General features: G+C 72.0%; 16 protein-coding genes, 3 tRNA genes and 1 other RNA gene. 13 read left to right on the top strand and 7 right to left on the bottom strand.

Features of this window, described 5'->3' with window-relative positions:
- Positions 1-18: 18 nt before the first annotated feature.
- The 6 genes from IEY33_RS18160 (at position 19) to IEY33_RS18135 (ending at position 7,182) form a co-directional block, all read left to right on the top strand.
- Positions 19-1,704 carry a PASTA domain-containing protein gene (locus tag IEY33_RS18160; protein WP_188964709.1) on the top strand — a complete coding sequence of 562 codons (1,686 nt, stop codon included), beginning with the start codon at positions 19-21 and terminating at the stop codon, positions 1,702-1,704.
- A complete protein-coding gene (locus IEY33_RS18155; RefSeq protein WP_188964708.1) occupies positions 1,701-2,852 on the top strand; it encodes a cysteine desulfurase family protein in 1,152 nt (383 codons plus the stop codon). Before IEY33_RS18160 ends, IEY33_RS18155 begins: the two co-directional genes overlap by 4 nt.
- Positions 2,849-3,262, top strand: coding sequence for a Holliday junction resolvase RuvX (gene ruvX / locus IEY33_RS18150; RefSeq protein ID WP_188964707.1), 414 nt, complete (start codon positions 2,849-2,851; stop codon positions 3,260-3,262). Before IEY33_RS18155 ends, ruvX begins: the two co-directional genes overlap by 4 nt.
- A 160-nt stretch (positions 3,263-3,422) precedes the next feature.
- Positions 3,423-4,481 carry an imelysin family protein gene (locus IEY33_RS18145; RefSeq protein ID WP_188964706.1) on the top strand — a complete coding sequence of 353 codons (1,059 nt, stop codon included), beginning with the start codon at positions 3,423-3,425 and terminating at the stop codon, positions 4,479-4,481.
- Complete coding sequence (locus tag IEY33_RS18140) at positions 4,478-6,790, top strand: 4-helix bundle domain-containing protein (RefSeq protein ID WP_188964705.1); 2,313 nt, start codon at positions 4,478-4,480, stop codon at positions 6,788-6,790. The genes IEY33_RS18145 and IEY33_RS18140 overlap by 4 nt, the downstream gene beginning before the upstream one ends.
- 224 nt (positions 6,791-7,014) lie before the next feature.
- Positions 7,015-7,182 (top strand): hypothetical protein, encoded by a 168-nt coding sequence (locus tag IEY33_RS18135; RefSeq protein WP_188964704.1) that lies wholly within the window; start codon positions 7,015-7,017, stop codon positions 7,180-7,182.
- Positions 7,183-7,250: 68 nt separating this feature from the next.
- Here IEY33_RS18135 and rny read toward each other — a convergent pair whose 3' ends face one another.
- Positions 7,251-8,927 (bottom strand): ribonuclease Y, encoded by a 1,677-nt coding sequence (rny, locus tag IEY33_RS18130; RefSeq protein ID WP_188964703.1) that lies wholly within the window; start codon positions 8,925-8,927, stop codon positions 7,251-7,253.
- Positions 8,928-9,275: 348 nt separating this feature from the next.
- The gene (gene ddrC, locus IEY33_RS18125; RefSeq protein WP_188964702.1) at positions 9,276-9,971 is read right to left on the bottom strand and encodes a DNA damage response protein DdrC; all 696 of its coding nucleotides are present in this window, start codon (positions 9,969-9,971) and stop codon (positions 9,276-9,278) included.
- Between the two features lie 132 nt (positions 9,972-10,103).
- On the opposite strand from ddrC, the gene IEY33_RS18120 reads away from it, so the two are divergent.
- A tRNA-Arg gene (locus IEY33_RS18120) sits at positions 10,104-10,180 on the top strand.
- A 110-nt stretch (positions 10,181-10,290) separates the two neighbouring features.
- Positions 10,291-10,962 carry a DUF4145 domain-containing protein gene (locus IEY33_RS18115; RefSeq protein ID WP_188964701.1) on the top strand — a complete coding sequence of 224 codons (672 nt, stop codon included), beginning with the start codon at positions 10,291-10,293 and terminating at the stop codon, positions 10,960-10,962.
- Positions 10,963-11,172: 210 nt separating this feature from the next.
- On the opposite strand, the gene IEY33_RS18110 is transcribed toward IEY33_RS18115, so the two are convergent.
- Both IEY33_RS18110 and ssrA read right to left on the bottom strand, forming a co-directional pair.
- Positions 11,173-11,257 (bottom strand) — tRNA-Leu (locus IEY33_RS18110).
- A 96-nt stretch (positions 11,258-11,353) separates the two neighbouring features.
- Positions 11,354-11,713, bottom strand: a transfer-messenger RNA (tmRNA) gene (ssrA, locus tag IEY33_RS18105).
- Between ssrA and IEY33_RS18100 the strand changes: the two genes are divergently transcribed.
- Complete coding sequence (locus IEY33_RS18100; RefSeq protein WP_229671150.1) at positions 11,686-12,888, top strand: family 10 glycosylhydrolase; 1,203 nt, start codon at positions 11,686-11,688, stop codon at positions 12,886-12,888. The genes ssrA and IEY33_RS18100 overlap by 28 nt on opposite strands.
- Before the next feature lie 192 nt (positions 12,889-13,080).
- On the opposite strand, the gene IEY33_RS18095 is transcribed toward IEY33_RS18100, so the two are convergent.
- Positions 13,081-13,536 carry a hypothetical protein gene (locus IEY33_RS18095; RefSeq protein WP_188964700.1) on the bottom strand — a complete coding sequence of 152 codons (456 nt, stop codon included), beginning with the start codon at positions 13,534-13,536 and terminating at the stop codon, positions 13,081-13,083.
- A gap of 199 nt (positions 13,537-13,735) precedes the next feature.
- Between IEY33_RS18095 and IEY33_RS18090 the strand changes: the two genes are divergently transcribed.
- The 3 genes from IEY33_RS18090 to IEY33_RS18080 are packed head-to-tail and all read left to right on the top strand — an operon-like array spanning position 13,736 to position 18,287.
- Entirely contained in the window at positions 13,736-15,451 is a 1,716-nt protein-coding gene (locus IEY33_RS18090) for a DNA repair helicase XPB (protein WP_229671149.1), read from the top strand.
- Positions 15,448-15,954: a hypothetical protein gene (locus IEY33_RS18085; RefSeq protein ID WP_188964699.1), complete on the top strand. Its 507-nt coding sequence runs from the start codon at positions 15,448-15,450 to the stop codon at positions 15,952-15,954. The genes IEY33_RS18090 and IEY33_RS18085 overlap by 4 nt, the downstream gene beginning before the upstream one ends.
- The gene (locus IEY33_RS18080; protein WP_188964698.1) at positions 15,951-18,287 is read left to right on the top strand and encodes a helicase-associated domain-containing protein; all 2,337 of its coding nucleotides are present in this window, start codon (positions 15,951-15,953) and stop codon (positions 18,285-18,287) included. Before IEY33_RS18085 ends, IEY33_RS18080 begins: the two co-directional genes overlap by 4 nt.
- A 213-nt stretch (positions 18,288-18,500) precedes the next feature.
- Here the strand turns inward: IEY33_RS18080 and IEY33_RS18075 are convergent, their stop codons facing one another.
- Positions 18,501-20,057 carry a GGDEF domain-containing protein gene (locus IEY33_RS18075; RefSeq protein ID WP_188964697.1) on the bottom strand — a complete coding sequence of 519 codons (1,557 nt, stop codon included), beginning with the start codon at positions 20,055-20,057 and terminating at the stop codon, positions 18,501-18,503.
- An 85-nt stretch (positions 20,058-20,142) separates the two neighbouring features.
- Positions 20,143-20,219: transfer RNA gene (locus IEY33_RS18070), tRNA-Pro, on the bottom strand.
- 87 nt (positions 20,220-20,306) lie between these two features.
- On the opposite strand from IEY33_RS18070, the gene IEY33_RS18065 reads away from it, so the two are divergent.
- Positions 20,307-21,632, top strand: a complete 1,326-nt coding sequence (locus IEY33_RS18065; RefSeq protein ID WP_188964696.1) for an aminopeptidase — start codon at positions 20,307-20,309, stop codon at positions 21,630-21,632.
- The last annotated feature ends 311 nt before the right edge of the window (positions 21,633-21,943 follow it).

Below are 21,943 nucleotides of genomic sequence, written 5' to 3'. Positions count from 1 at the left end.
GCTATACTTCCCTCTGGCATGACCCAGAACGCGGACAGAATCGACAGTAAATACGAGGTGCTGTCCGAACTGGCACGCGACGGTCACGTGGTGCTGTACAGCGTCAGCACGCCCTCCCAGCCGGAGCCGCTGCGCCTGGCGTGGTTCCAGGTGAGCAGTTCCGCGCAGCGCAGCTCGTTTCACCGGTACCGCTCGGCCCTGAAGGCCCTCGCCCCGGCGGGCCTGCTGGACGTGGTCGCGCGGCCCGGCGCGTACTACGCGGTGTGGAAGGCGCTGGAGGGGCAGCCGCTCGCGGCGTTCCTGGCGCTCCCCGTGCGCGGGGAACTGGAAGTGCAGGGCCTGCGGGACCTCGCGACGGGCCTCGCCGAGCAGGGTTTCGCGCTGCCGGACGCCGAGGTGGTGTTCCCGGAGGGCAGCGAGCCGCAGCTGGCGTACCTGACGCCCGCCGAGCGCACCCTGGAGGAGGCGACGGCCCTGAACGCGCAGGTGCTCGCGCCGCTGCGGCGCGGCCGTCTGCGGCGTCGGCGGCCCGTGCTGAGCGTGTGGGCGGTCCTGCCGGGCCTGCTGTTCCTGGGCGGCGCGGGATACCTGGGCGCGCAGGCGGCCCGCATCTACCTGAACCCGCCGGTGCACGAGGTGCAGAAGGTGGTGGGGCAGCCCGCCGAGCAGGCCGCACAGAAACTCGCGGACAGCGGGTTCCTGGTGGTGTACGCGGACGGCGAGGGTCCGGGCCTGCCGGTCGGGTCGGTGGTGTCGCAGGATCCGCCCGCGGGCAGCAGTCTCCCGGCGGGACGGCAGGTGACGCTGACCGTCAACAACCCGCCACCGCTGACCGTACCGCGCCTGGACGACCTGAGCATGGATCAGGTGGCGGTGGCGCTGGCCGAGAACCGCCTCACGCGCGGGCCGGTGGTCACGGTGGACGGGACCTTCACGAACACCCCGAAGGGCCGCGTGATCGCGCAGCTGCCCCCGGCGGGCGCGACCGCGCAGCGGGGCGACAAGGTGACGCTCCTCGTGTCGGGCGGCATCGGCAGCAAGCAGACGTGGCTGCCGCCCCTGACGGGCCTGAGTTTCGACGACGCGCGCGACCTCGTGCGCCGCGCGGGGCTCGTCGTGAACCGCGTGACGCGGCAGAACAGCAGCGCCCGCGAGAACACTGTGCTGTCGCAGACGCCTGCCGCGTACACCAAGGTGGACGTGGGGTCGCCCGTCACGCTGACGGTGGCGAGCGTCGCCTTCGCCGGACCGAGCCAGAGTGCGGGCGCGCTGCCGCTCCCGCCGCCCGTGTACGTGCCGCCGCCCGCGCCCGTCACGCCGGACCCCGTCACCACGCCCGCCGACAGCGGCGTGACGACCGACCCGAACAGCATCCCGGCGACGCCCACCACGGGCGGCACGGACACCACCACGCCGTCCACGCCCGCCACCGGCACGCCCGCGACCACTCCGGCGACACCCGCCCCGGCGGCCACGCCGACGCGCACGGTGCGGCTGGAGTACGCCTTCCCCGCCACCCTGCCGGACGGCACGGTGGACATCGTGGTGCGCGATCAGGACGGGGAACGCACCGTGCTGAGCGGCACGCCCAGCAGCAGTGCGGCGGGCGCGACGGCGCAGCAGGACGGCATCGTGGTGCGCGGGGACGCGGTGTTCGTGGTGCGCGTCAACGGGCAGGAATTCACGAGTTTCCCCGCCCGATGAGCGGCCCGCACGCCGGTCCGGGCGTCACGTACCTCGATTACGCCGCGACGCACCCGATGCGCCCCTCGGCGCTCGCCGCGTACGCCGAGGTGGCCGCGCTGCCCGGCAATCCTGCCAGCGTGCACCGGGCCGGGCAGGTCATCCGGGAACGGCTGGAGGAGGGGCGCGGCATGGCGGCCGCCGCGCTGGGCGCGCACCCGCTGGAACTGCTGCTGAACGGCGGCGGCACCGAGGGCGACAACCACGTGCTGCTGGGCCTCGCGGGCGCGCGCGGGCACGCGGGGCACATCGTGACGACGGCCCTGGAGCACTCGGCACTGCTCGCCCCGGCCCGCTGGCTGCAGACGCAGGGCGTGGACGTGACGTTCCTGCCGCCCGGGCCGGGCGGGACCGTGACGCCGGAGGCGCTGCGGGCGGCCCTGCGGCCCGACACCTTCCTGGTGAGCGTGCATCACGCGAACAACGAGACGGGCGTGGTGCAGGACGTGGCGGCCCTGGCGGCCGTGGCGCACGCGGGCGGCGCGCTGTTTCATACGGACGCGGTGCAGTCGCCGGGCGTGCTGGAGGTGGACCTGCACGGCTGGGGCGTGGATTTCGCGTCGTTCAGCGCGCACAAGTGGGGCGGGCCGCTGGGCGTGGGGTACCTGTACGTGCGGCGCGGGCTGGAGCTGCCGCCGGTGCAGCTGGGCGGCGGGCAGGAGAAGGGCCTGCGGGCCGGGACGCAGAACGCGCCGGGCGTGTACGCGGCGGGCGTGGCGCTGCGCGAGGCGGTGCGGGAGCGGCCCGCCACCTTCGCTCACCTGCGCGCCCTGAACGACCGGATGACGCGGCTACTGGACGTGCCGGGCGTGAGCCGCAACCACCGCCCGGACGGCAGTCCGAAGGTCGCGTCGTTCACGGCGCACGGCGCGGACGGCGAGGCGCTGCTGATGAACCTCGACATGGAGGGCGTGGCGGCCAGCGCGGGCAGTGCGTGCAGTGCGGGCACCATGCAGCCCAGTCACGTGCTGACGGCGCTGGGCCTGAACGAGCGGGACGCGCGCGCCAGCCTGCGCTTCAGTTTCGGGGCGGCCACGACCGAGGACGAGGTGACGCGCGCCGCCCAGGTGTTCCTGCGGGCCGCGCGCGCCAGTGGCGGCACGGCGTGACCGTCCCCCCCTCCCCCGAAGCGGGCGCCCTGCCGACCGTGCTGGCGCTGGACGTGAGCCGTCACCGGATCGGGTTCGCGGTGAATCACGGGACGCTGGCCTTCGGGCGCGGCAGCCTGGACCGCAAGCGCCTCGTCTGGGACGTGCGGCAGGTGCAGGCCCGCCTGAAATCCGAGGGCGCGACGCTGCTCGTGGTGGGCCTCCCGCTGCGGACGGACGGCGCGCAGAGTCCCACCGCCGACCGCGTGCGGTCCTTCGCGCGGGAACTGCAGGCGGCCGGCATGCAGGTCGTGTACCAGGACGAGCGTTTCACCACCCGCCGGGCCCGCGACCTGGGCGCCAGCGACCTGGACGAGGCGGCCGCCGTGCAGATCCTGGAACTGTACCTGCAGGGCCAGCGGAACGCGTAGGACCGCTGTGTCCGGAGGTGTCCGGTCCCGCCGTGCGCGGGGCTTTTTTCTGGCGGGTGGCGGAAGGTGCCGGGCGGGTGGTTGACGGCGGGCGGGCGGCGGAGGCAAGATGACTCCATAAACCCGACTAATCCAGTCGGATATATCGGAGGACTTGTACATGACCCGCCTTTCTCCCCTGCCCCTGCTCACCCTGACCCTGCTCCCCACCGCCCTCCTCGCCACGCACGCCGGGGCGGCCACCCCCGGCAACGACCTGAGCGGCGTCAAGACGTACCTGACCGCGCGCCTCCAGGTGCAGGCGAAGGGCACCGCCGCCCTCGTCCGGGGCGCCGACGCGTACTACGCCCGCGCCAGGGCCGCCGGGTTCGACTACCGCAAGCTGAGCAGCGACAGGGCCGCCGTGGCCGCCCTGCGCGCCGCGCGGGCCGGGTGGACGCAGGCGAGCCCGGTGTACGAGGAGGTGGAAGGCATCGTGGCGGGCGTGAACAGCCTCTCGCAGTACGACCTGATCCTCGACGCGGGCACGAGCGCCGCCGAGGGCGGAGAGGACGTCGTGCCCTTCGACCTGAAGCTCCCGAACGGCAGGGTGCTCCCCAGACCCGGCAACCTCTTCGGCGTGAACGAAGGCACCCTCTGGAACACCGTCCGGACCTTCTCGTCCGGCGTGCCGACGGACGTGGACGGCGACGGCCGGGTCGGCTTCGGCGACGCGCTCCCCGACGCGAACGTCCTCAAGGCCGCCGCGACCGAGCTGAACCGGCAGACGAACGCCCTGCAGGCCGCCGCCGCCGCGTGGACGCCCACGCAGAGCGACGTGTTCGGCGCGCTCGTCGGCAACGTTCCCACCGTCGGCCCGGTCTTCTTCGAGAACTGGAAGACCTCGCGCTTCGTGCTCGGCAGCCGCACCACCCGCACGGACTTCGTGGTCATCTCGCGCCTGTCGGACCTGCAGGGCAACGTCGCCTCCTGGGAAGCCATGTACCGCGGCCTGTCCCCGCAGGTGAAGGCCAGGAACGCGCAGCTGGACGCGCAGATCACCTCGGGCCTCGGCAGCCTGAAGGGCTACGTGGCGCGCCTGAGCGTGCAGGAGAAGGTCCGGCACTTCACGCCCGAACAGGCCGACACCCTGCAGCAGGAAGCGCAGAACCGCGCGACCGTCATCACCGGGCGGCTCATGCAGGCGGCCGCGCTGCTCGGCGTGAAGGTCAGCGAATGAAGCGCGCCCTGCTGACGCTGCTCGGCCTGCTCGGCACGGCCGCCGCCGCCGACTACGCCACGCCCGCCGACACCGTCCGCACCGGCCTCGCCGACGCCGCCCTGGAGGTCGGGTACGACCCGGCGCAGGCCGCGCAACTCGTGCAGGACGCGCAGCGCACGTACCTGACGACCCTGGACGGCCCGCTGCGCGCACAGGCTCCCGCCTCGGCCAGCACCGTCCGCGAGCAGTTCGGGACGGCGCTGCAGGCGGCCCGCACGGGCGACGAGGCGGGCTTCGCGGCCGCGCAGTCGCGCGTGTGGACCGCGTGGCTGGGCGGCGCGTACGCGGCCCTGGAACGCCAGGTGCAGGCCGGGAACGCGGGCGCGGCGAGCGACTGGCTGCAGGCGCGCGAGTTCCGGGTGGCGAGCAGGTTCACGCGCCTGAACGCCGACGCGACCACCGCCGTCCAGGCCCTGCAGGCCCGGAAGATCACGCCCGCGCAGGCCCTGGACGCCGTGCGCGCCGACCTGCTCGACGGCTACCAGGCCCGCCTGAACGGCGCGCTCGCCGCCCTGAAGGACGCGCGCAGCAAGGACTACCGCACCCGCAGCGCCGAACAGGCCGCCCTGGCCCAGGGGTACTTCGCACTGCTCGCGCCCGCGTACCGCTCCGCGCGCGGCGACGCCGCCCTCAGCGCCACCACCGCCGACCTGCAGGCCCTGCCCGCCAGCCTGGACCGCGTGACGCGGGACCTGAACGGCTTCCGTGCCGCGCCGCTCAGCGAACGCGAGCAGCGCCTGCGGGCCGGGCAGGCCCTGCGCTTCCTGGCACTCGTGCCGGTCGAGTACGCGCGCGGCGTGAGCGGCGACGCCGGAAGGGTCACCGTGAAACGCGACCTGGAGATCACCGAGGCCAGGACCTTCCTGGCGGGCGCCACCACCGCCTACACCGACCTCGCGCCCCTCCTGCCGGACACGCGCGCCGTGCAGGCCACGCAGGCGGCCCTCGCCGCCCTGAACGCCCGGCTCGAAGGGGCCGCCGCGCACCGCGACCCGCCCACCAGCGCCGCCCTGCAGGCCGCCGTGACGGACGTGCAGACCCAGCTGGAGGCGCAGTTCCCCAACGCCTGGAAACGCCACGACGCGAGCGGCGACCTCGACGTGATCCGCAGCCAGCTGAACAACGTCCTGAGTGCGGTCACCGCGCACAACTACGAGCAGGCCGAGACCGCCAGGCTCGACGCCTACGCCACCCTGGAAAGCGGCCCCGAGGCGCGCATCGCGGTGTTCGCCCCGGACCTCAAGCTGCGCCTCGAGAACCTCTTCTGGAACGGCGAGACGCCCGCCGGACTCGCGCGCCTCATCCGGGACCGCGCGCCCATCGCGGCCGTGCAGGCCAGCGCCGCGCAGCTGAACGCCGCCCTCGACCAGACCGGCGAACTGCTCGGCACCGAACAGGCGCCCGCCGCCGTCGCCACGAACGCGGGCGTCATCGTGTTCCGCGAGGGCCTGGAGGCCGTGCTGATCCTCGCCGCCCTGATGGGCAGCCTGCGCCGCCCCGAGGTGCGCCACCTGCGGCGCCCCATGTGGTGGGGCGCGGCCCTCGCCTTCCTCGCCACGGCCGGAACGTGGCTCGTCATGAGCGGCACCCTGTCCCTCTTCGCGCGCTTCGGCGAGCGGCTCGAAGCGGTCGTGAGCGTGATCGCCATCGCCGTGCTGCTCGTCATCATGAACTGGTTCTTCCATCAGGTGTACTGGAACGACCGCATGGCCGACTTCCAGAAGGCCAAGCACAACCTGATGGGCCGCCAGGTGGGGCAGTGGGTGGGGCTGGCCGTGCTCGGCTTCACCAGCATCTACCGCGAGGGATTCGAGACGGTGCTGTTCCTGCAGTCCCTCACGCTGCAGTCCGGCGCGGCGCCCGTCCTGAGCGGCACGGGCCTGGGCCTCGTCGCCGTGATCGGCGTGGGCGTCCTCGTGTTCGCGCTGCAGGCGAAACTCCCCATGAAGAAACTGCTCGTCTGGACCGGCATGATGATCTGCGCCGTGCTGGCCGTCATGGTCGGCAACACCGTCCACGTCCTGCAGCTCGTCGGCTGGTTCCCCGTGCACGGCGTCAGCGGCCTGACCCTCCCCTCGTGGACGAGCCTGTGGCTGGGCGTGTACCCCACCTGGGAGGGCCTGACCCTGCAGGTCGTGAGCGCCGCCGCAGTGGTCGGCAGCTACTACCTCGCCGAAGGCCTCAAGGAACGCGGCCTGAAACGCAGACTGGAGGCCGCCCGCCAGCAGAAGGCCGGAGACGTGAACGGCACACCCGCCCGGAATTGATACGGTTTTGAGCTGAACTTTTGGAGTTCAGCCGAGCGAAACGAGCACCAACAAGTACGGTTTTGAGGAGGTGGCAGGGATGTCGGTGCTGTTCCCGGCATCCCTGGAATCGGATCAACACCGTCTGACGGACCCTCCCTCATCACATGCACCCGGTCCTGACGGCAGGACCGGGCGCGTCCATCTGTCCTCCCGCCCGGCCGCCCACCTGGGTACACTGGAGCATGACGCACCTCCTGCACCGACTCCGGCAGGTCTGGCAGACGTTGACCCGCCGCACCCCTCCCCCGGCCTCCGGGGACGACCTCGTGGGCGTGACCGCCCCGCACGGCCCGCACCCCAGGAGCGGCGGGGCACACGCGACTCCGGACCCACGAAAAGTCCGAACCTGAACGTCACACAGGAAGCGCGGCCCTCCCGAAGTGGAAGGGCCGCGCCGCATTGAGGGGTCAGCTCAGAATTACTTGGCGATCTCCACGGCGCGGCTCTCGCGGACCACCGTGACCTGCACCTGCCCGGGGTACTCCATGTCCTGCTCCACGCGGCTGGCGATCTCGCGGGCGAGCAGGGTGGCCTGCGCGTCGCTGACCTTGTCCGGCTGCACGAGGACGCGCACCTCACGGCCCGCCTGCACGGCGTACGCGGTCTGCACGCCGGGGAAGCTGACGGCGATGTGTTCGAGGTTCTCGAGGCGTTTGATGTAGCTTTCGAGTTCCTCGCGGCGCGCGCCGGGCCGGGCGGCACTGATGGCGTCGGCGGCGGCGACGAGCACCGAGTACAGCGTCTCGCCGTTCTCGGGGTCGTGGTGGTGCGCGATCGCGTCGATGACTTCCATCGGTTCGCCGAAGCGCCGTGCGAGCGAGATGCCGATGTCGACGTGCGTGCCTTCGATCTCGCGGTCGATGCTCTTGCCGACGTCGTGCATCAGTCCGGCGCGGCGGGCGAGCGTGACGTCCAGGCCCAGTTCGGCGGCCATGATGCCGGTCAGGTGCGCGACCTGCACGCTGTGCTTCAGGACGTTCTGACCGTAACTGGTGCGGAAGTACATGCGGCCCAGCAGCTGTACCAGGCCGGGTTTCAGGCCGATGACGCCGCTGCTGCTGGCGGCCTCCTCGCCCTGGCTGTGGATGAAGGTCTTCATGTCGTCCTGCGCCTTGTGGACCATCTCCTCGATGCGGCTGGGGTGGATGCGTCCGTCCTGCACGAGCGCTTCGAGGACGTGTTTGGCGACCTCGCGCCTGACCGGGTTGAAGCTGGACAGGATGACCGCTTCGGGCGTGTCGTCGATGATGAGGTCCACGCCGGTCAGGGATTCGAAGGCGCGGATGTTGCGGCCCTCGCGGCCGATGATGCGGCCCTTCATGGCGTCGCTGGGGATGGGGACGACCGACACGGAGAGCGCGGCGGACGTTTCGGACGCGCTGCGCTGGATGGCCTGCGCGATGACGTGCCGGGCGTGGCGTTTGGCGTCGCTGCTGGCGCGTTCCTGCATGGCGCGCACGCGGATGGCCTTCTCGTCTTCGAGTTCGGCGTCGAGTTTGCTGAGGATCTGTTCTCTGGCCTGTTCGGGCGTGAGGGCGGCCACCTCGTAGAGTTTCAGCTCCGCGCCACGCAGGCGTTCCTGGAGGTGCGCGGCGTCTTCCTGCAGGCGGCGTTCCTGCGCTTCGAGTTTCTCTTCGATGCCGTCGAGCTTCTCGCCGCGGGCGTCGAGCTGTTCGGCGCGGCGGTTGAGGCGTTCGATCTCGCGTTTGAGTTCGTCGCGCTCGCGTTTCGTTTCCTGGCGGTCCTGTTTGAGACTCTCGCGTTCGCGCTGGGCGTCCAGGCGGTCGCGTTCGGCGTCGCCGCGTTCGCGGGCGGCGTCGGCGAGCGCCTGTTCGCGCTGCTGGGCGGCGTGGGCCTGGCGGGTCTCGGCGTCCTGGATGAGTCGGCTGGCTTCCTCGCGGGTACGGGCAGCTTCGGCGCGCAGTTCGCGGGCCTGCGTTTCGGCGTCGGCCCGGACCTGCTGGGCCTGTGCCTGCGCCTCGCGCATGAGGGCGTCGTCGAGCACGGCGCGGTCCGCGCGTCCTTTCGAGAGCCCTCCCTGAAGTCCGAGTGCCAGCCCGACCAGGAGCGCCAGAATGACGAACAGTACGGTCATATGGCTCCTTTGAGTGTCACTCCCGGTCGTCGGCACGTCTGGGGGGTCGTGCGTGGCGGCGGGAGCAGGAACAGACACATTCTGGCCAGGGTGACGTCGGGTGGCCCTGTGAGGGGGGGGCGGTTCGGTCGGTGCCGGGCCAGCGTGCATCTTGGGTGTGGACACGGGGCGTTCCGTGCCGGGTTCGGGCCGCTGGGCCGTCGCCGGTGGCGGAACGCGCCTGGATAAATGAAAAAGAGCGAGTGAAAACACTCGCCTGTCAGTGTATTACGGATTGTGCCGCCCCTCCGTTCACCTCGGACAGCCGGAGGGGGCGGGCAGGGCAGCCGACCCGCCGGGGCGGGCGGGTCAGCCGGCCTGTGGGGGGGTGGGGGTCTGCCAGGTCTGGCGTTCGCGGGCGGCGAGGTGGCGGTGCAGGCGGAGGATGGCGGCGTTGCCGCGCACACCGTGGTCCTCGATGGCGCGGGCGGTGGCGCTCTCCAGGTAGCTGAGGCGCAGGAGTTCGTCGGTGTTCAGGCCGTCGCGGGTGCTTTTCACGCCGCGTTCCTGGCGGAGGGTGGCGCTGTCCTTGCCGAGGACGGAGGCGTTGCTGATGCTGCCCAGCTGGCCGTACACCTCGCTGGTGCCGCCGGCGCGGGCGACGGTGCTCATGAGGGTCTTGCGGGCCTGCTGGTTTTCGAGGCGGGCGTGGAGCCAGCGGGCGGCGTTCGGGTCGGGGTTGGCTTCGGCGATCTCGGCGCTCAGGCGGACGTCTCCGGCGAGGACGCGGCTCAGGAGGCGCTGGGCGCTGCGCTGCCAGCGGCGGGCCTGGGGGGTGTCGAGCTGGAAGCCGAGCCGGACGAATTCGGGGAGGCTGAGGGTGGGTTCGGGTCCGGCGCCGAAGTCGCGGGGCGGGGCGTGCAGGTCGTGGGTGCGGGCGTAGGTGGGCCAGTCGTGCGGGGCGGGTTCGCCGAGGAGGTCGAGGGCGCGCTGGGCGTGCAGGAGTCCGCCCTGGGCGGGCAGCGTGTGGGTGCCGACGCGGATACTCTGGGGGACGATGTTCATGGTAAAAGTATAGCACCATTATGTATATAACTAAATGAGCGGGCGTCACGTTTCCCGCCGCGCACCCAGGCGCTATACTCCTCCCTGCCCGGACCGGCCACCCGCCCACCCGGCAGGCCCGCCCCACCCAGCGCACTCGTAGCTCAGTTGGATAGAGCGAGGGACTCCTAAGCCTTAGGCCACTGGTTCGATTCCAGTCGAGTGCACCACCCCGCGCCACCCCATCACCCCGGGGTGGCGCTTCCCATGCCCCCGTCCGGAGGGCGGTCACGTCCAGAACATGCGCGCCCACCACAGCGGCACCCTGCTACCCTGAGCCATGCGCAGCGTCCCGCTCCACTCCATCGTTGCCTGGAACGACGACAGCACCCCCGCCCGGCCCCTGCGGCTCAACAGCACCTGCGGCGTGTGCAACAAGGACCTCTCCATCGACGTGTCCGGCGGCCACTACCACGAGGAAGACACCTGGCTCGCCGTGGTCCGCTGCCCGAACCCCACCTGCCACGCCGTCCTCCGCTACCTGGGCTTCGACCTGGACGGCCCGCGCTTCACGCGCCTGTACGTCCACCCGTCCTACGCCGACGCGCGTCAGCCCATGAAGGACTACGAGATGGCGCCCGAACGCATCCAGAAGGCGTACGTGGACACCCTCTCCACCCTCAACGGCGGCATCCCGAGCGCCGTCGCCACGCTGGCCCGCAAGACGCTGGAAGGCATCATCCGGCACGCCTACCCCAACCCCGAAGGCATCCGCGACCGCAGCCTCAGCAAGCTGATACGCGATCTGCCGCAGTCCCGCGACCTCGGCAGACCCATCCTGGAACTCGGGCAGACGATGCGCGAGGGAGGCAGCCTCAACGCGCACTTCGACCTCGACCGCGACACGGACGCCCAGACGGCCGAGCGCATGGTGGAACTCCTCGAGAACCTGATCGAGTACCTGTACGTCATCCCCGGACGCATGGCCACCCTCCGCAAGGACTTCGACTGACGGACGCGGCGTGCGGGCCGCCCGCGCCTCACTTCAGGAGCGCGTCAGGCACGGGCGGCACACTCGGACGCACAGCTCCTCCCCCCCGCCGCGCTCCGCTGCCCGCGTCCCCCTGCCCCCTGTCCGTCCCCGCCCTCCCCGTGAGCGGCGGGGACCGTTCGTGCGGGCCACGCAAGCGAAACGCCCCGACCACAGGGGGCGGGGCGCAGGTGGTGCCGGAAACGGGACTTGAACCCGTACGCTTCGCAGCGAGCGATTTTAAGTCGCTTGTGTCTACCGATTCCACCATTCCGGCCGGGACTGGCAGGTCCGAAGTATAGCGGGCGCAGGCCCGGGCGTCACCGCCGCACGTCAGAAAACAGCCTCCCCGGGTGTCCGGGGAGGCTGCGGCTGGTGGAGGTGGAGAGAATCGAACTCTCGTCCAAGTCCCCGTCCGGTGTACATCTACGTGTGTATCCCGCACTCTGGTTGTCGGGAACGGGCGGGCCCACGGGCAGGCATCCCGAACCTTACCCCGCTTTGGGTTTCGCGTCCGGTCAACGGGGGTCGCCGGGGCTAGCCTTCATTTATGCAGTCGTCGGAACGCCGAAGGCGGGGCTTTCCGGGACTGGCCTCACTTAAGCAGCGAGGGCGTAGGTAGGCTGGAACTTAACGTTGCCAGTTAAAGGGTTTGCCGATTTTTTACGAGGCCATCGGCACCTCGACACGCCGTATCACCTTCAGATGAACCTGTCGAAACCGGGTCACCCCCAGGCCAGAAGAGTATACCAGACCGTGCCTGACGGCGCGCTGACCGGACCTGAAGCGGCCCTTGAGACAACGCGCACGCCCCGCACCGTGCCTGCCCGCTACAGTCACGGCATGGCCTTCACGCCCCCACCCCGTACCCCGTCTGCGCTCCTGCGTGCCCTGCTGGCCGCCCTGGCACTCGGGTCCGTCACGGGCGCGCACGCGCAGGCGCACCGGACCGCCGTGTGGCTGCGCCCGCCCGAGCAGCCGCAGGAACTGGAACGCACCCTGGTCGCCGCGCGGCAGGCGGGCTTCACGGACGTGCTGCTGGAGGGCTTCTACCACGGGCGCGCCATCTGGACGTCCAGCGTCGCCCCCATGAAACTGCAGTACGACGCCCTCGCGCTCGCCAGCCGGGTCGCGCGGCGCGAGGGCCTGCACCTGAACGTCTGGTTCGAGACGCTGTACTGGCGGCCCGACCGGCAGTTCGGGATTCCCGTCACGCCGCTCTGGCAGGACCGCTACGCGACCCTCAGCGAGGACGGCCGCACGAGCCTCGACGTGAGCCGCCTCGGCTTCGTGGACCCCAGCGACCCGGACGTCGGCAACCTGCTCGCCGCCCTCACCGCCGAACTCGGCCGCACGTACCCGGACGTGGGCCTGCACCTCGACTACCTCCGCTACCCGCGCGAGGCGAACTTCGGGTACCACCCGGCCGCCGTGCAGGCCTTCCGGGAGCAGACCGGCATCGACGCGGGCACCCTGCGCGGCCGGGACCCGAACGGAGAACAGATGCAGGACCGGCACCTGTGGCAGGCCTTCCGGCGGGACACGGTCACGGCCCTGGCGGGGCGGCTCGTCCGCAGTTACCGGGACGCGGGCGGGCAGGGCCTCGTGAGCGCCGCCGTGTTCGGAAGGGTGGACCCGCTGCAGGACTGGCGGCACTGGCCGGGCCTGGAGGTCGCCATGCCGATGCTGTACTACCCCTTCCCGGCCCTGTACCGCGCGGTCCCGCTGCTGTTCCCGCCCGCCGCGAACGTCTGGCCGGGCATCCGGGTCGGGCCGGGCGGCGCGGCCCTCGCCCCGCAGCTCGACCTGCTGCACGGCCTGGGGTACCCGAACGTCGCGGTGTTCGGCTGGACGCCGGACGGCACGGCCACCCCCGTCACACCGGACCTGGACGGCACGCGCCCCTGACCGCCCCACAGGACGGCACGCGCCCCTGACCGCCCCACGCGTCACGGACGCAGCGCCGCCCCGGTCTCGCCCGGTGGCGGCGCTGCACGCAGATCACCTTCAGAAGGCCGGGCCGACCTGCACCTTCAGTGCGGATCGGCCCGGCGTCTTCCCTCGCTCGGCTGAACTCCTGGCGTTCAGCTCAGTCCGGGATCAGTTGTCGAAGAAGGCGTTCTGGAAGCGGGGCGTGGTGTCGATCACGGCGGTCTGCACCGGCACCTGGAAGAGCGTGAGGGTCTTGCCGCCCGCGATCACGCTGACGTTCGCGAGGGCGTCCACGCCCGCCGAGAAGGACGCGTCGTTGCTGTCCTGGGTGCTGACCGAGAGGACCACGCTGTCGCCGTCCACGGCCGCGCTGTTCAGGCTGAGGGTCACGCCGTCCGGCAGGTTGCTGGCCGAGATGCTCAGGTCGCCGGGCAGGGTGCCGCCCAGGCTGCTGAGGGGCAGGCGGATCGTCTGGGTGCTGTTGCCGACGATCAGGGGGCTGCTGACGCTGCTGCCGTCCACGCCGACGTCGTAGGTGACGGTGGAGGCGGAGGCGAGGCTGCCGAGGGTCAGCGCGGCGATCAGGGCGGGGGCGGTCAGGGCGGTCATCAGCTTCTTGTTCATGGTGGTTCTCCTTCTGGAGCGCCCGTCCGGGCGTTCCTCTTTCGTGCCCACAGCTTGAACCCGGTCGTCGAACGAACTGTCCGTCTGCTGTGCAGGTTCCGTGAAGACGAAACTGCGTAAAGAGCCGATGAAGACGGCGTCCAGGGCACTTCTGTCCGGGGCAAAAGTCCTGGGTCGGGTGGGCCGCTATACTCGGCGCGTGACCTTCGACCCCGCCAATCCGCTCATCGTGCAGGCGGACCGTTCCGTGTTCCTGGAGGCGTTCAACCCGCGTGCCGAGGACGCGCGCCGGGACCTGGCGGCCTTCGCGGAACTGGTGAGCAGCCCGGAGCACCTGCACACGTACCGCATCACGCCCCTGTCCCTGTGGAACGCGGCGGCGGCAGGCGTGAGCGCCGAGCAGATGGTGGCGGCGCTGGAACGGCACGCGAAGTTCCCGGTGCCGCAGAACGTGCTGCACGACCTGCGCGAACTGACGCTCCGCTGGGGGCGGCTGCGGCTCGTGGCGCACGACGGCGGGCTGCTGCTGGTGGTGGACGCGCCGGACGCGCCGCTCCTGACCGAACTGAGCCGCAACCGGGCGGTGGCCCCGCTGCTCGGGGACCGGATGGGGGACGCGGTGTTCGCGGTGCCGCTCGTGAACCGGGGCGTCGTCAAGACGGCGCTGCTGGAGGCGGGCTGGCCGCTCGACGATCAGGCCGGGTACAGCGACGGGCTGCAGTACGCGTTCACGCTTTCCTCTGCCCTGCGCGTGCGCGAGTACCAGCAGCAGGCGGCGGAGGCCTTCTACCGGGGCGGGAGTGCCGAGGGCGGCAGCGGCGTGGTGGTCCTCGCGCCCGGCAGCGGCAAGACGGTGGTCGGCATGGTCGCCATGACGCTGGTCGGGCAGCGGACGCTCGTGCTCACCACCAACCGCACGAGCGTCGCGCAGTGGGAGCGGGAACTGCTGGCCCGCACGACGCTCACGCCGGACGAGGTGGGCGAGTACGAGCCGGGCCGCCCGCTGAAGCCCGTCACGGTCTGCACGTACCAGATGCTCACGCACCGTCGGCGCGGCACGGAACGTGACGACAAGGACGCGTACCCGCACATGGGCCTGATCGGCGCGGCCGAGTGGGGCCTGATCGTGTACGACGAGGTGCACCTGCTGCCCGCCCCGGTGTTCCGCATCACGGCGGAAGTGCAGGCGCGCCGCCGCCTGGGCCTCACCGCGACCCTGGTGCGCGAGGACGGGCGCGAGGGCGACGTGTTCGCGCTCATCGGCCCGAAACGCTACGACCGGCCGTGGAAGACGCTGGAGCAGGAGGGCTTCATCGCGCAGGCGGAGTGCGTGGAGGTGCGCCTGCCGCTCCCGCAGGCGGAACGCGTGAGTTACGCGGCCGCACCGGACCGCGAGAAGCACCGCATCGCGGCGGAAAACCCGGACAAGCGCGCGGTGGTGAGTGCGCTGCTGCGGGAGCACGCGGGCGTGCCGACCCTGATCATCGGGCAGTACCTGGATCAGCTGACGCTCATCGCGCAGGATCAGGAGGCGCCGCTCATCACGGGCAAGACGCCGCAGCGGGAGCGGGAGCGGCTGTTTCAGGCGTTCCGGGAGCGGCGCGTGGGCCTGATCGTGATGTCGAAGGTCGGGAATTTCGCGCTGGACCTGCCGGACGCGGAGGTGCTGGTGCAGGTGTCGGGCGCGTTCGGGTCGCGGCAGGAGGAGGCGCAGCGGCTGGGGCGGCTGCTGCGGCCCAAGGCGGACGGGGGCGGCGCGACGTTCTACAGCGTCGTGACGCGCGAGACGACCGAGGAGGACCACGCGCACCACCGGCAGCTGTTCCTGGCGGAGCAGGGGTACGCGTACCGCATCGTGGACGGCGAGGGCCTGCTGGCCGGTGAGGGCCTGCCGGTGTCCGGAGTGACGGCGTGAGCCCGGCGGGCCGCAGACGCGAGGCGGAAGACCCGGTGCAGGTGGCGCTCCGGCAGATCGAGGCGCTCAAGCGGCGGCGCACCACCCGGACCGAAGGCGCGCAGGACACGCCCCCCAAGGCCCGGACGACCGGCAGGCGCGGAGGCGCGGCCCCCGCACCTGCCGGGACGGACGACGCGCCCCCGCCCGCCGGGCCGGAAGAAGCGGCCACCCCGAAACGCCGGGGACGCCCCCCGAAACCCCCGGCCGCGCCGCCGGACCCGCTGGCGGGCGTGACGCGCCTCACGGCGCACCGGCCGCTGGCACTGCTGGAGGTGCAGGATGCGGCCGACCTCGACGCGCTCATGCAGGACCCGCGCCTCACGCCGCACATCGCGGCGCGCCTCGACCCGCTCTTCGCGCTGGTGCTTCCCGCCAGCGTGGAGCGCCTGCAGGCGGCCCTGCTGAAGGCCGGGCACACCCCGAAACTGCTGGGCACTCGCGCGGGCGGTGAAGGCGAATGACCGGCGAGCGGCCCGGACAGTCCGCCGGTCAGGCCGCGCACCCCGGTCTGCGGCTCGACGCGCTGCTGGAGCGGATGGCGGCCCCGCAGCTCATCCGGATGGCGGCCCGGTTCGCGCCGGGCGAGGACGCGCGCCAGATCCAGAAGGCGCGCACGGCGGTCGAGCGGACACTGGAGAGTTCCGCCCGTCTCGGGGCGCTCGTGAAGACGCTGACGCCGCTGGAGGTGTTCCTGCTGGGCGAGGTGAAGCGGGCCGGGGGCGTGCAGGACGGCTGGGCGCTGCTGGTCGCGGCGCGCGTGCGTGGCCTGCGCCCGGACGGAAAGCCCGCCCCGGTGGAACTGTACCGGCACTTCCGCCCGGCGGCCTTCGCGGGTGCGGAGGTGATCTGGCCGCTGCTGGCGGACGGGCTGCTGATGCCGTTCACGCTCCCGAACCCGTTCATGGAGGGGTTCGGGCGGGGCCTCGAGGCAGGCAGTTCGCTCGTGACGGCGGACGAACGGCTGCTGGCGGCCCTGCCGGACGCGCCGCGCCCCCCCGCACGGCTCGCCCTGCCCGCCCAGGAGTCGCCTGCTGCTCCGGCCCCCGTGCCCGCGCCGCAGCGGACGCAGCTGCAGCTGCAGGAGACGCTGCGGGCCGTGCGGGCCGAGGGCGGCCTCGCACTCACCAAAACCGGCGAGTACAACCGCAACGCCCTGAAACGCCTCCAGAAGCGCGCCCCGGCCCTGCCGGACCTGGAGTTCTGGCTGGAGGTCACGCAGCTGGGCGGCCTGCTCGAGGTGCAGGGCGAGGCGCTGCAGCCCACCCCGGCCGCCACCGACCTGCACGCGTTCAGCCCGGACGCGCTGCGCGGATTGTACCCGGGGCTGGCGGAGACGTGGGAGCCGTCCGGGCAGCTCGTCGCGCACCTGCACCCGCTCCGGGCGGCGCTGCTGGCCGTGCTGCGCGAGGTGCCGCCCCTCACGGTGGCGCAGCTCGCGCAGGTGTTCGAGGCGAGCACGCCCGACACGCTGCGCCTCCCGTCGTGGCGCGGGCAGGGCCTGCAGTGGCGGCCCTGGCTGACCGAGGCGCTCACCGGGCCGCTCCGCACGCTGGGCCTCGTGAGCGTGACGGGCGAGGGCGAGGGAGCGGTCGTCACGCCCGCGCCGGACGCGCCATCCACGCCGGGCGGACCCGCGTGGGTGGTGCAGCCGAACTTCGAGGTCGTGGCGTACCCGGCGCAGCTGGACGCGGCGGCGCTGGGCCTGCTGCGCGCCGCGGAGGCCGTGCGTTTCGACGAGCATTCCGTCACGTACCGCCTCACGCGCGAGAGCGTGTACGCGGCGCTGGAGGGCGGCATGACGCTGGACGCGCTGCTGGGCAGACTGGAACGCGCCTCGGCGGCCCCCGTGCCGGGCGGGGTCCGCAGCACCGTGCAGGGCTGGGCCGCGCGGCGCGAACGGCTGGTGTTTCACCAGGGCGTGACGCTGCTGGAATTCCCGGACGGCGCGGCGCGCGACGCGTACCGGGCGGTGTCGGGCGGCCGGGCCATCGGGGAGACGCTGCTGCTGCCCGCTCCGGACCGCGCGGTCCCCAGGGGCGCGCCCGTCCTGCGGTACGACCGGCCACCGCGTCCGGCGCTGCGCGTCACGCCGGGCGGCCTGATCACCCGGCACGGCGATCTGGACTTCCTGGGGCGCGACCTGCTGGCCCGCGTCGCGCGGCCCGTGCCGGGCGGGTACGACCTCGTGCCCGGCCCCATGACGGCCCTGACGGTGCGGGAACTGGAGTCGCGGGTGGAGGGCACGCTGCCGCCCCTGATGCGCCTGCAGCTGGAACGCTGGAGCGGCACGCAGCCTGCCCCGGCCCTCGGGCAGGTGACGCTGCTGCAGCACCCGCAGGCGACGGCGCTGCTGCAGGACCCCACGCTCGCCCCGCTGCTGGAGGGCCTGCTCGCGCCGGGCCTGCTGCTCGTCCGGGCGGGCCGGGAGGCGGCGCTGCGCGAGCAGCTCGGCGCCCTGGGACTCGCACCGGACGCGGCATTCACGGCGGCCACGGGCCACCCGGGGCCGCGGGCAGGCACGCCCGACTACGAGTTTCCGGAAGACACGCGCCGCAAACGCGCCCTGCTGGAGGAGGCGATCCGTGACGGGCGTCAGGTGCACCTGATGTACCAGACGGAGACGTACCACGGCTGGTACGGCGAGTCGCGGCCCGGCAAGACCCGGCAGCGGCGGCTCGTGCCGCGCGAGATCTACCGCGAGGGCAGCACCCCGTACCTGCTCGCCGAGGGCGTCGACGACCCCGAGGAGGAACGCATCCGGGTGGGGTACGTGCTCGGCATCGCGCTGCTCTGATCCGGTTTCGATCCGATTCCAGGGATGCCAGGAACAGCAAGGGTATCCCTTCTTGGGCAGAACAGCGCCCATGACTGGTACAGCTCCGCAGGAGGGGACGCCTGCCCGCTTCCATCTCCTCCTCCTCCAAACCGGACGTGTTGACACTCGCTTCGCTCGGCTGGACTCCGGAAGTTCAGCTCGGTCCGGGATGACGGTCGGCCGGGCGCGGCGTCAGCGGGCGTCCGGCGGGGCGGGCGCGTCCCGGCCTGTCACGCGGTTGCGGCCCGCGTGCTTCGAGCGGTACAGCTGCACGTCCGCCTGCCGCAGCGCCCACTGCACGCCCCGGCCGGGCTGCATGGGACTCACCCCGAAGCTCGCCGTGACGCGCAACTCCGGCCACGCCGGGAACTGCAGGTCCGCGACGTGCAGGCGCAGCCGGTCGCAGATGCGCAGCGCTTCCTGCAGGGACGTCTCCTGCAGGATCAGCAGGAATTCCTCCCCGCCGTGCCGGGACAGCAGGTCCTGGTCGCGGGTGACGTGCTGCACGCGCTGCGCGACGCCCACCAGCACCTGATCGCCCACGTCGTGCCCGTAGCGGTCGTTGACGTCCTTGAAGTGGTCGAGGTCGAAGATCGCGACGGCGACCGCCTTCACCTCGCCCGCGTCCAGGCCCTGCTGCAGCCGGTCGAGGACCTGCATGGCCTGCGCGCGGTTGGCGACGCCCGTCAGGAAGTCCCGTTCGGACGCCTCGCGGTAGAAGCGGGCGCGCAGGTCCGACTCCAGCGCCTGCCGTTCCACCGCGCCGATCTGCGCACGCTGCCGCAGGATCTGCTCCATCAGCCGGCCGAGCTGCACGCCCGCGCGCTGCACGCGGTACGCGGCCTCGTAATCGCCGCTCTGCGCGTGGGCCGCCGCGAGCGCCTCGCGCAGTTCCATGGCGGTCACGTGCCGCTCCTGCGCCTCGCTGATCCCGAGCGCCTCGCCGTACGCGGCGACGGCGTCCGGCCAGTCGCGCTGCGCGGCGTGCACGTCGCCCAGCTGCCGGTACGCGGACGCCAGCAGGATGGCGCTGTCCGCCTGCCGCGCCAGTTCCGTGCGTTCCCGCGCGAACTGCAGGGCGCGGGCGTGCTCGCCCTGCAGCAGGGCCACGCGCGCGAACACCTCCAGGATGTCGAGCTGCACCGCGAGCGGCAGTTCGTCCATGGAGCGCGCTTCCAGCCACGTCAGGGACCGCCGCAGCCAGCCCTGCCATTCCGGCACCTGCGGGTCGGCGGGGTGCTCCTCGCACAGGCAGGCGCAGGCCGTCACGAGGTTGATGTGGTACGCGGCCAGGAGCGGCACCTCGTCCAGCGTACTCATCAGGGCGGCGTGCGTCACGAGTTCCCGGTACGCGGCGTGCAGGTCGTGCCCGTGCAGGAGGTGGTGGGCGCGGTTCGTGACGACGCGGCCCAGCATGCCGCGGTCGTCGTGACGGCGGGCCAGGTCGCGCGCCAGCTCGAAATGCTGTTCGGCCTCCGCCGCGTCGTAGTTGTCGGAGTAGATCAGCGCGATCAGCATGTGCGCCCGCGCCTGCATGGCCGGGTCCTGCAGGGTGTTCGCGAGGTCCAGGGCGCGCAGCCCGTACCCCATGGCGTCCCCGTGACGGCCGATGTCGAGGGCCAGCATGACCGCCTCCTGCCGCCGCCGCACCCAGCCCGGATGCGGGGGGCCCGTCTCGGTCAGCATGTCGGCCTCCAGCTGCCGCAGCTGCTGGACGAGGGACGTCTGAATGGAGGGCGCGTCTGCCAACTTGCCTCAGTATGCTTCAGATCCGCGCGTGCACCTACGGGGCAGCACAAAAAAAGCCCCGCCGGAGCGGGACTTCTTTTTTTGCTGGTCGAGGCGGCGAGATTTGAACTCACGACCCCTACCACCCCAAGGTAGTACGCTACCAGGCTGCGCTACGCCTCGATAACCAGCGGTGGGTAGTATACGCGGGCATGTGGGCGCAGGTCAAGGCGCGGGGCGGTGGGGGTCCGGGGGCGCTATGCTGCCCGCATGACTTCCGACCTGTCTACACCGGGTGGCGAGGCGGGGCGTGCCGGGGCGTCCGGCGCGGCCCCGCTCAGCTTCGAGCAGAAACTTCAGAATTACGCGGACCTGATCGTGCAGGTCGGGGCGGGCCTTTCGGCCGACGGTCCGTCGGCCGGGCAGCGCGTGCTGGTGCAGGCGCCGGTGGATACCGCGCCGCTCGCGCGGGCCGTGGTGGACGCCGCGTACCGTGCGGGCGCGAGCTTCGTGGACGTGCGCTGGGACGACGACGCGGTGGTCCGCAGCCGCTTCGCGAACGCGCCGGACGGGACCTTCGAGACCATCAGCCAGTGGCGGGTGGACGCCGAGCTGGAAGTGGCGAACGCGGGCGGGGCCGTCATCGCGATCCGCGCGACGGACCCGAACCTGCTGGGCGGGCTGGACGCCGCGCGCGTCACGGCGCACCAGCGGGCGCTCGCCAGTTACCGCCGTCCGTACTCGCAGATTCAGATGTCCAACCGCCTGAACTGGAACCTGATCAGCGCGCCCGTGCAGGCGTGGGCGCAGCTGATGTTCCCGGACCTCGGCCCGGCTGAGGCGGTCTCGGCGCAGTGGGACGCGATCTTCGCCGCGACCCGCGCGGACCAGCCGGACCCCGTCGGCGCGTGGAAGGCGCACCTCGCGCTGCTGCGCGCCCGGCGTGAACTGCTGACCGGGAAGCAGTACCGGGCGCTGCACTTCCGGGGCGGCGACACGGACCTCACGGTGGGCCTCGCGGACGATCACGTCTGGGGCGGCGGCAGCGCCCTGACCGGCACGGGTCCCGGCGTGGGCGGCATCGAGTTCACGGCGAACATCCCCACCGAGGAGGTCTGGACGGCCCCGCACCGCGAGCGCGTGGACGGCACGGTCGTCAGCACCAAGCCCCTCAGTTACAACGGGACGCTCATCGACGGTATTCGCATCGAGTTCCGGGAGGGCCGCATCGTGAACGCGAGCGCCACGCAGGGGCAGGCGATGCTGGAGCAGCTCATCTCGACGGACGAGGGCTCGCACCGCCTGGGCGAGGTGGCGCTCGTGCCGCACAGCTCGCCGATCAGCCGTTCGGGCCTGTTCTTCTACAACACCCTGTACGACGAGAACGCCGCGAGTCACATCGCAATCGGCGCGGCGTACAAGTTCAACGTGCGGGGCGGCGTGGAGATGGATTCGGCGGCCTTCCAGGCGGCGGGCGGCAACGAGTCGCTGACGCACGTGGACTGGATGATCGGGAGTGCCGACATGGACGTGGACGGCATCCTGCAGGACGGGTCGCGCGAGGCCGTGATGCGCGCGGGCGAGTTCGTGATCTGATCCGGGTTCCGTGACGGCGGGCCGCTTCCGGTGGGGGCGGCCCGCCGTCCTTGCAACACGGCTCTCGGCGCGTGCCGGGCCGGTGCAGTGCCGCTCCCGTTCGGCCGGGCGGAGCGCGCTGCGTGCAGGCACAAAAAAAAGCGCCCTTTCGGACGCTGATAAGGGAAGTATACCCCGGTATGCAGCGGGTGTCAAACGATGCACGCTGGTGGTCGTGGACTCTTGGGCACGACAGTGGTTCAATGAACCATGAACGAGCTTACGTGTCCGCATTGCGGCGCCGTCCGCATCGTCAAAAACGGCCATGCCCA

The organism is Deinococcus aquiradiocola (assembly GCF_014646915.1).
GTDB lineage: Bacteria > Deinococcota > Deinococci > Deinococcales > Deinococcaceae > Deinococcus > Deinococcus aquiradiocola.
Note: the sequence above shows the minus strand (reverse complement) of the source record. Positions and strands in the feature narration are given on the sequence as shown.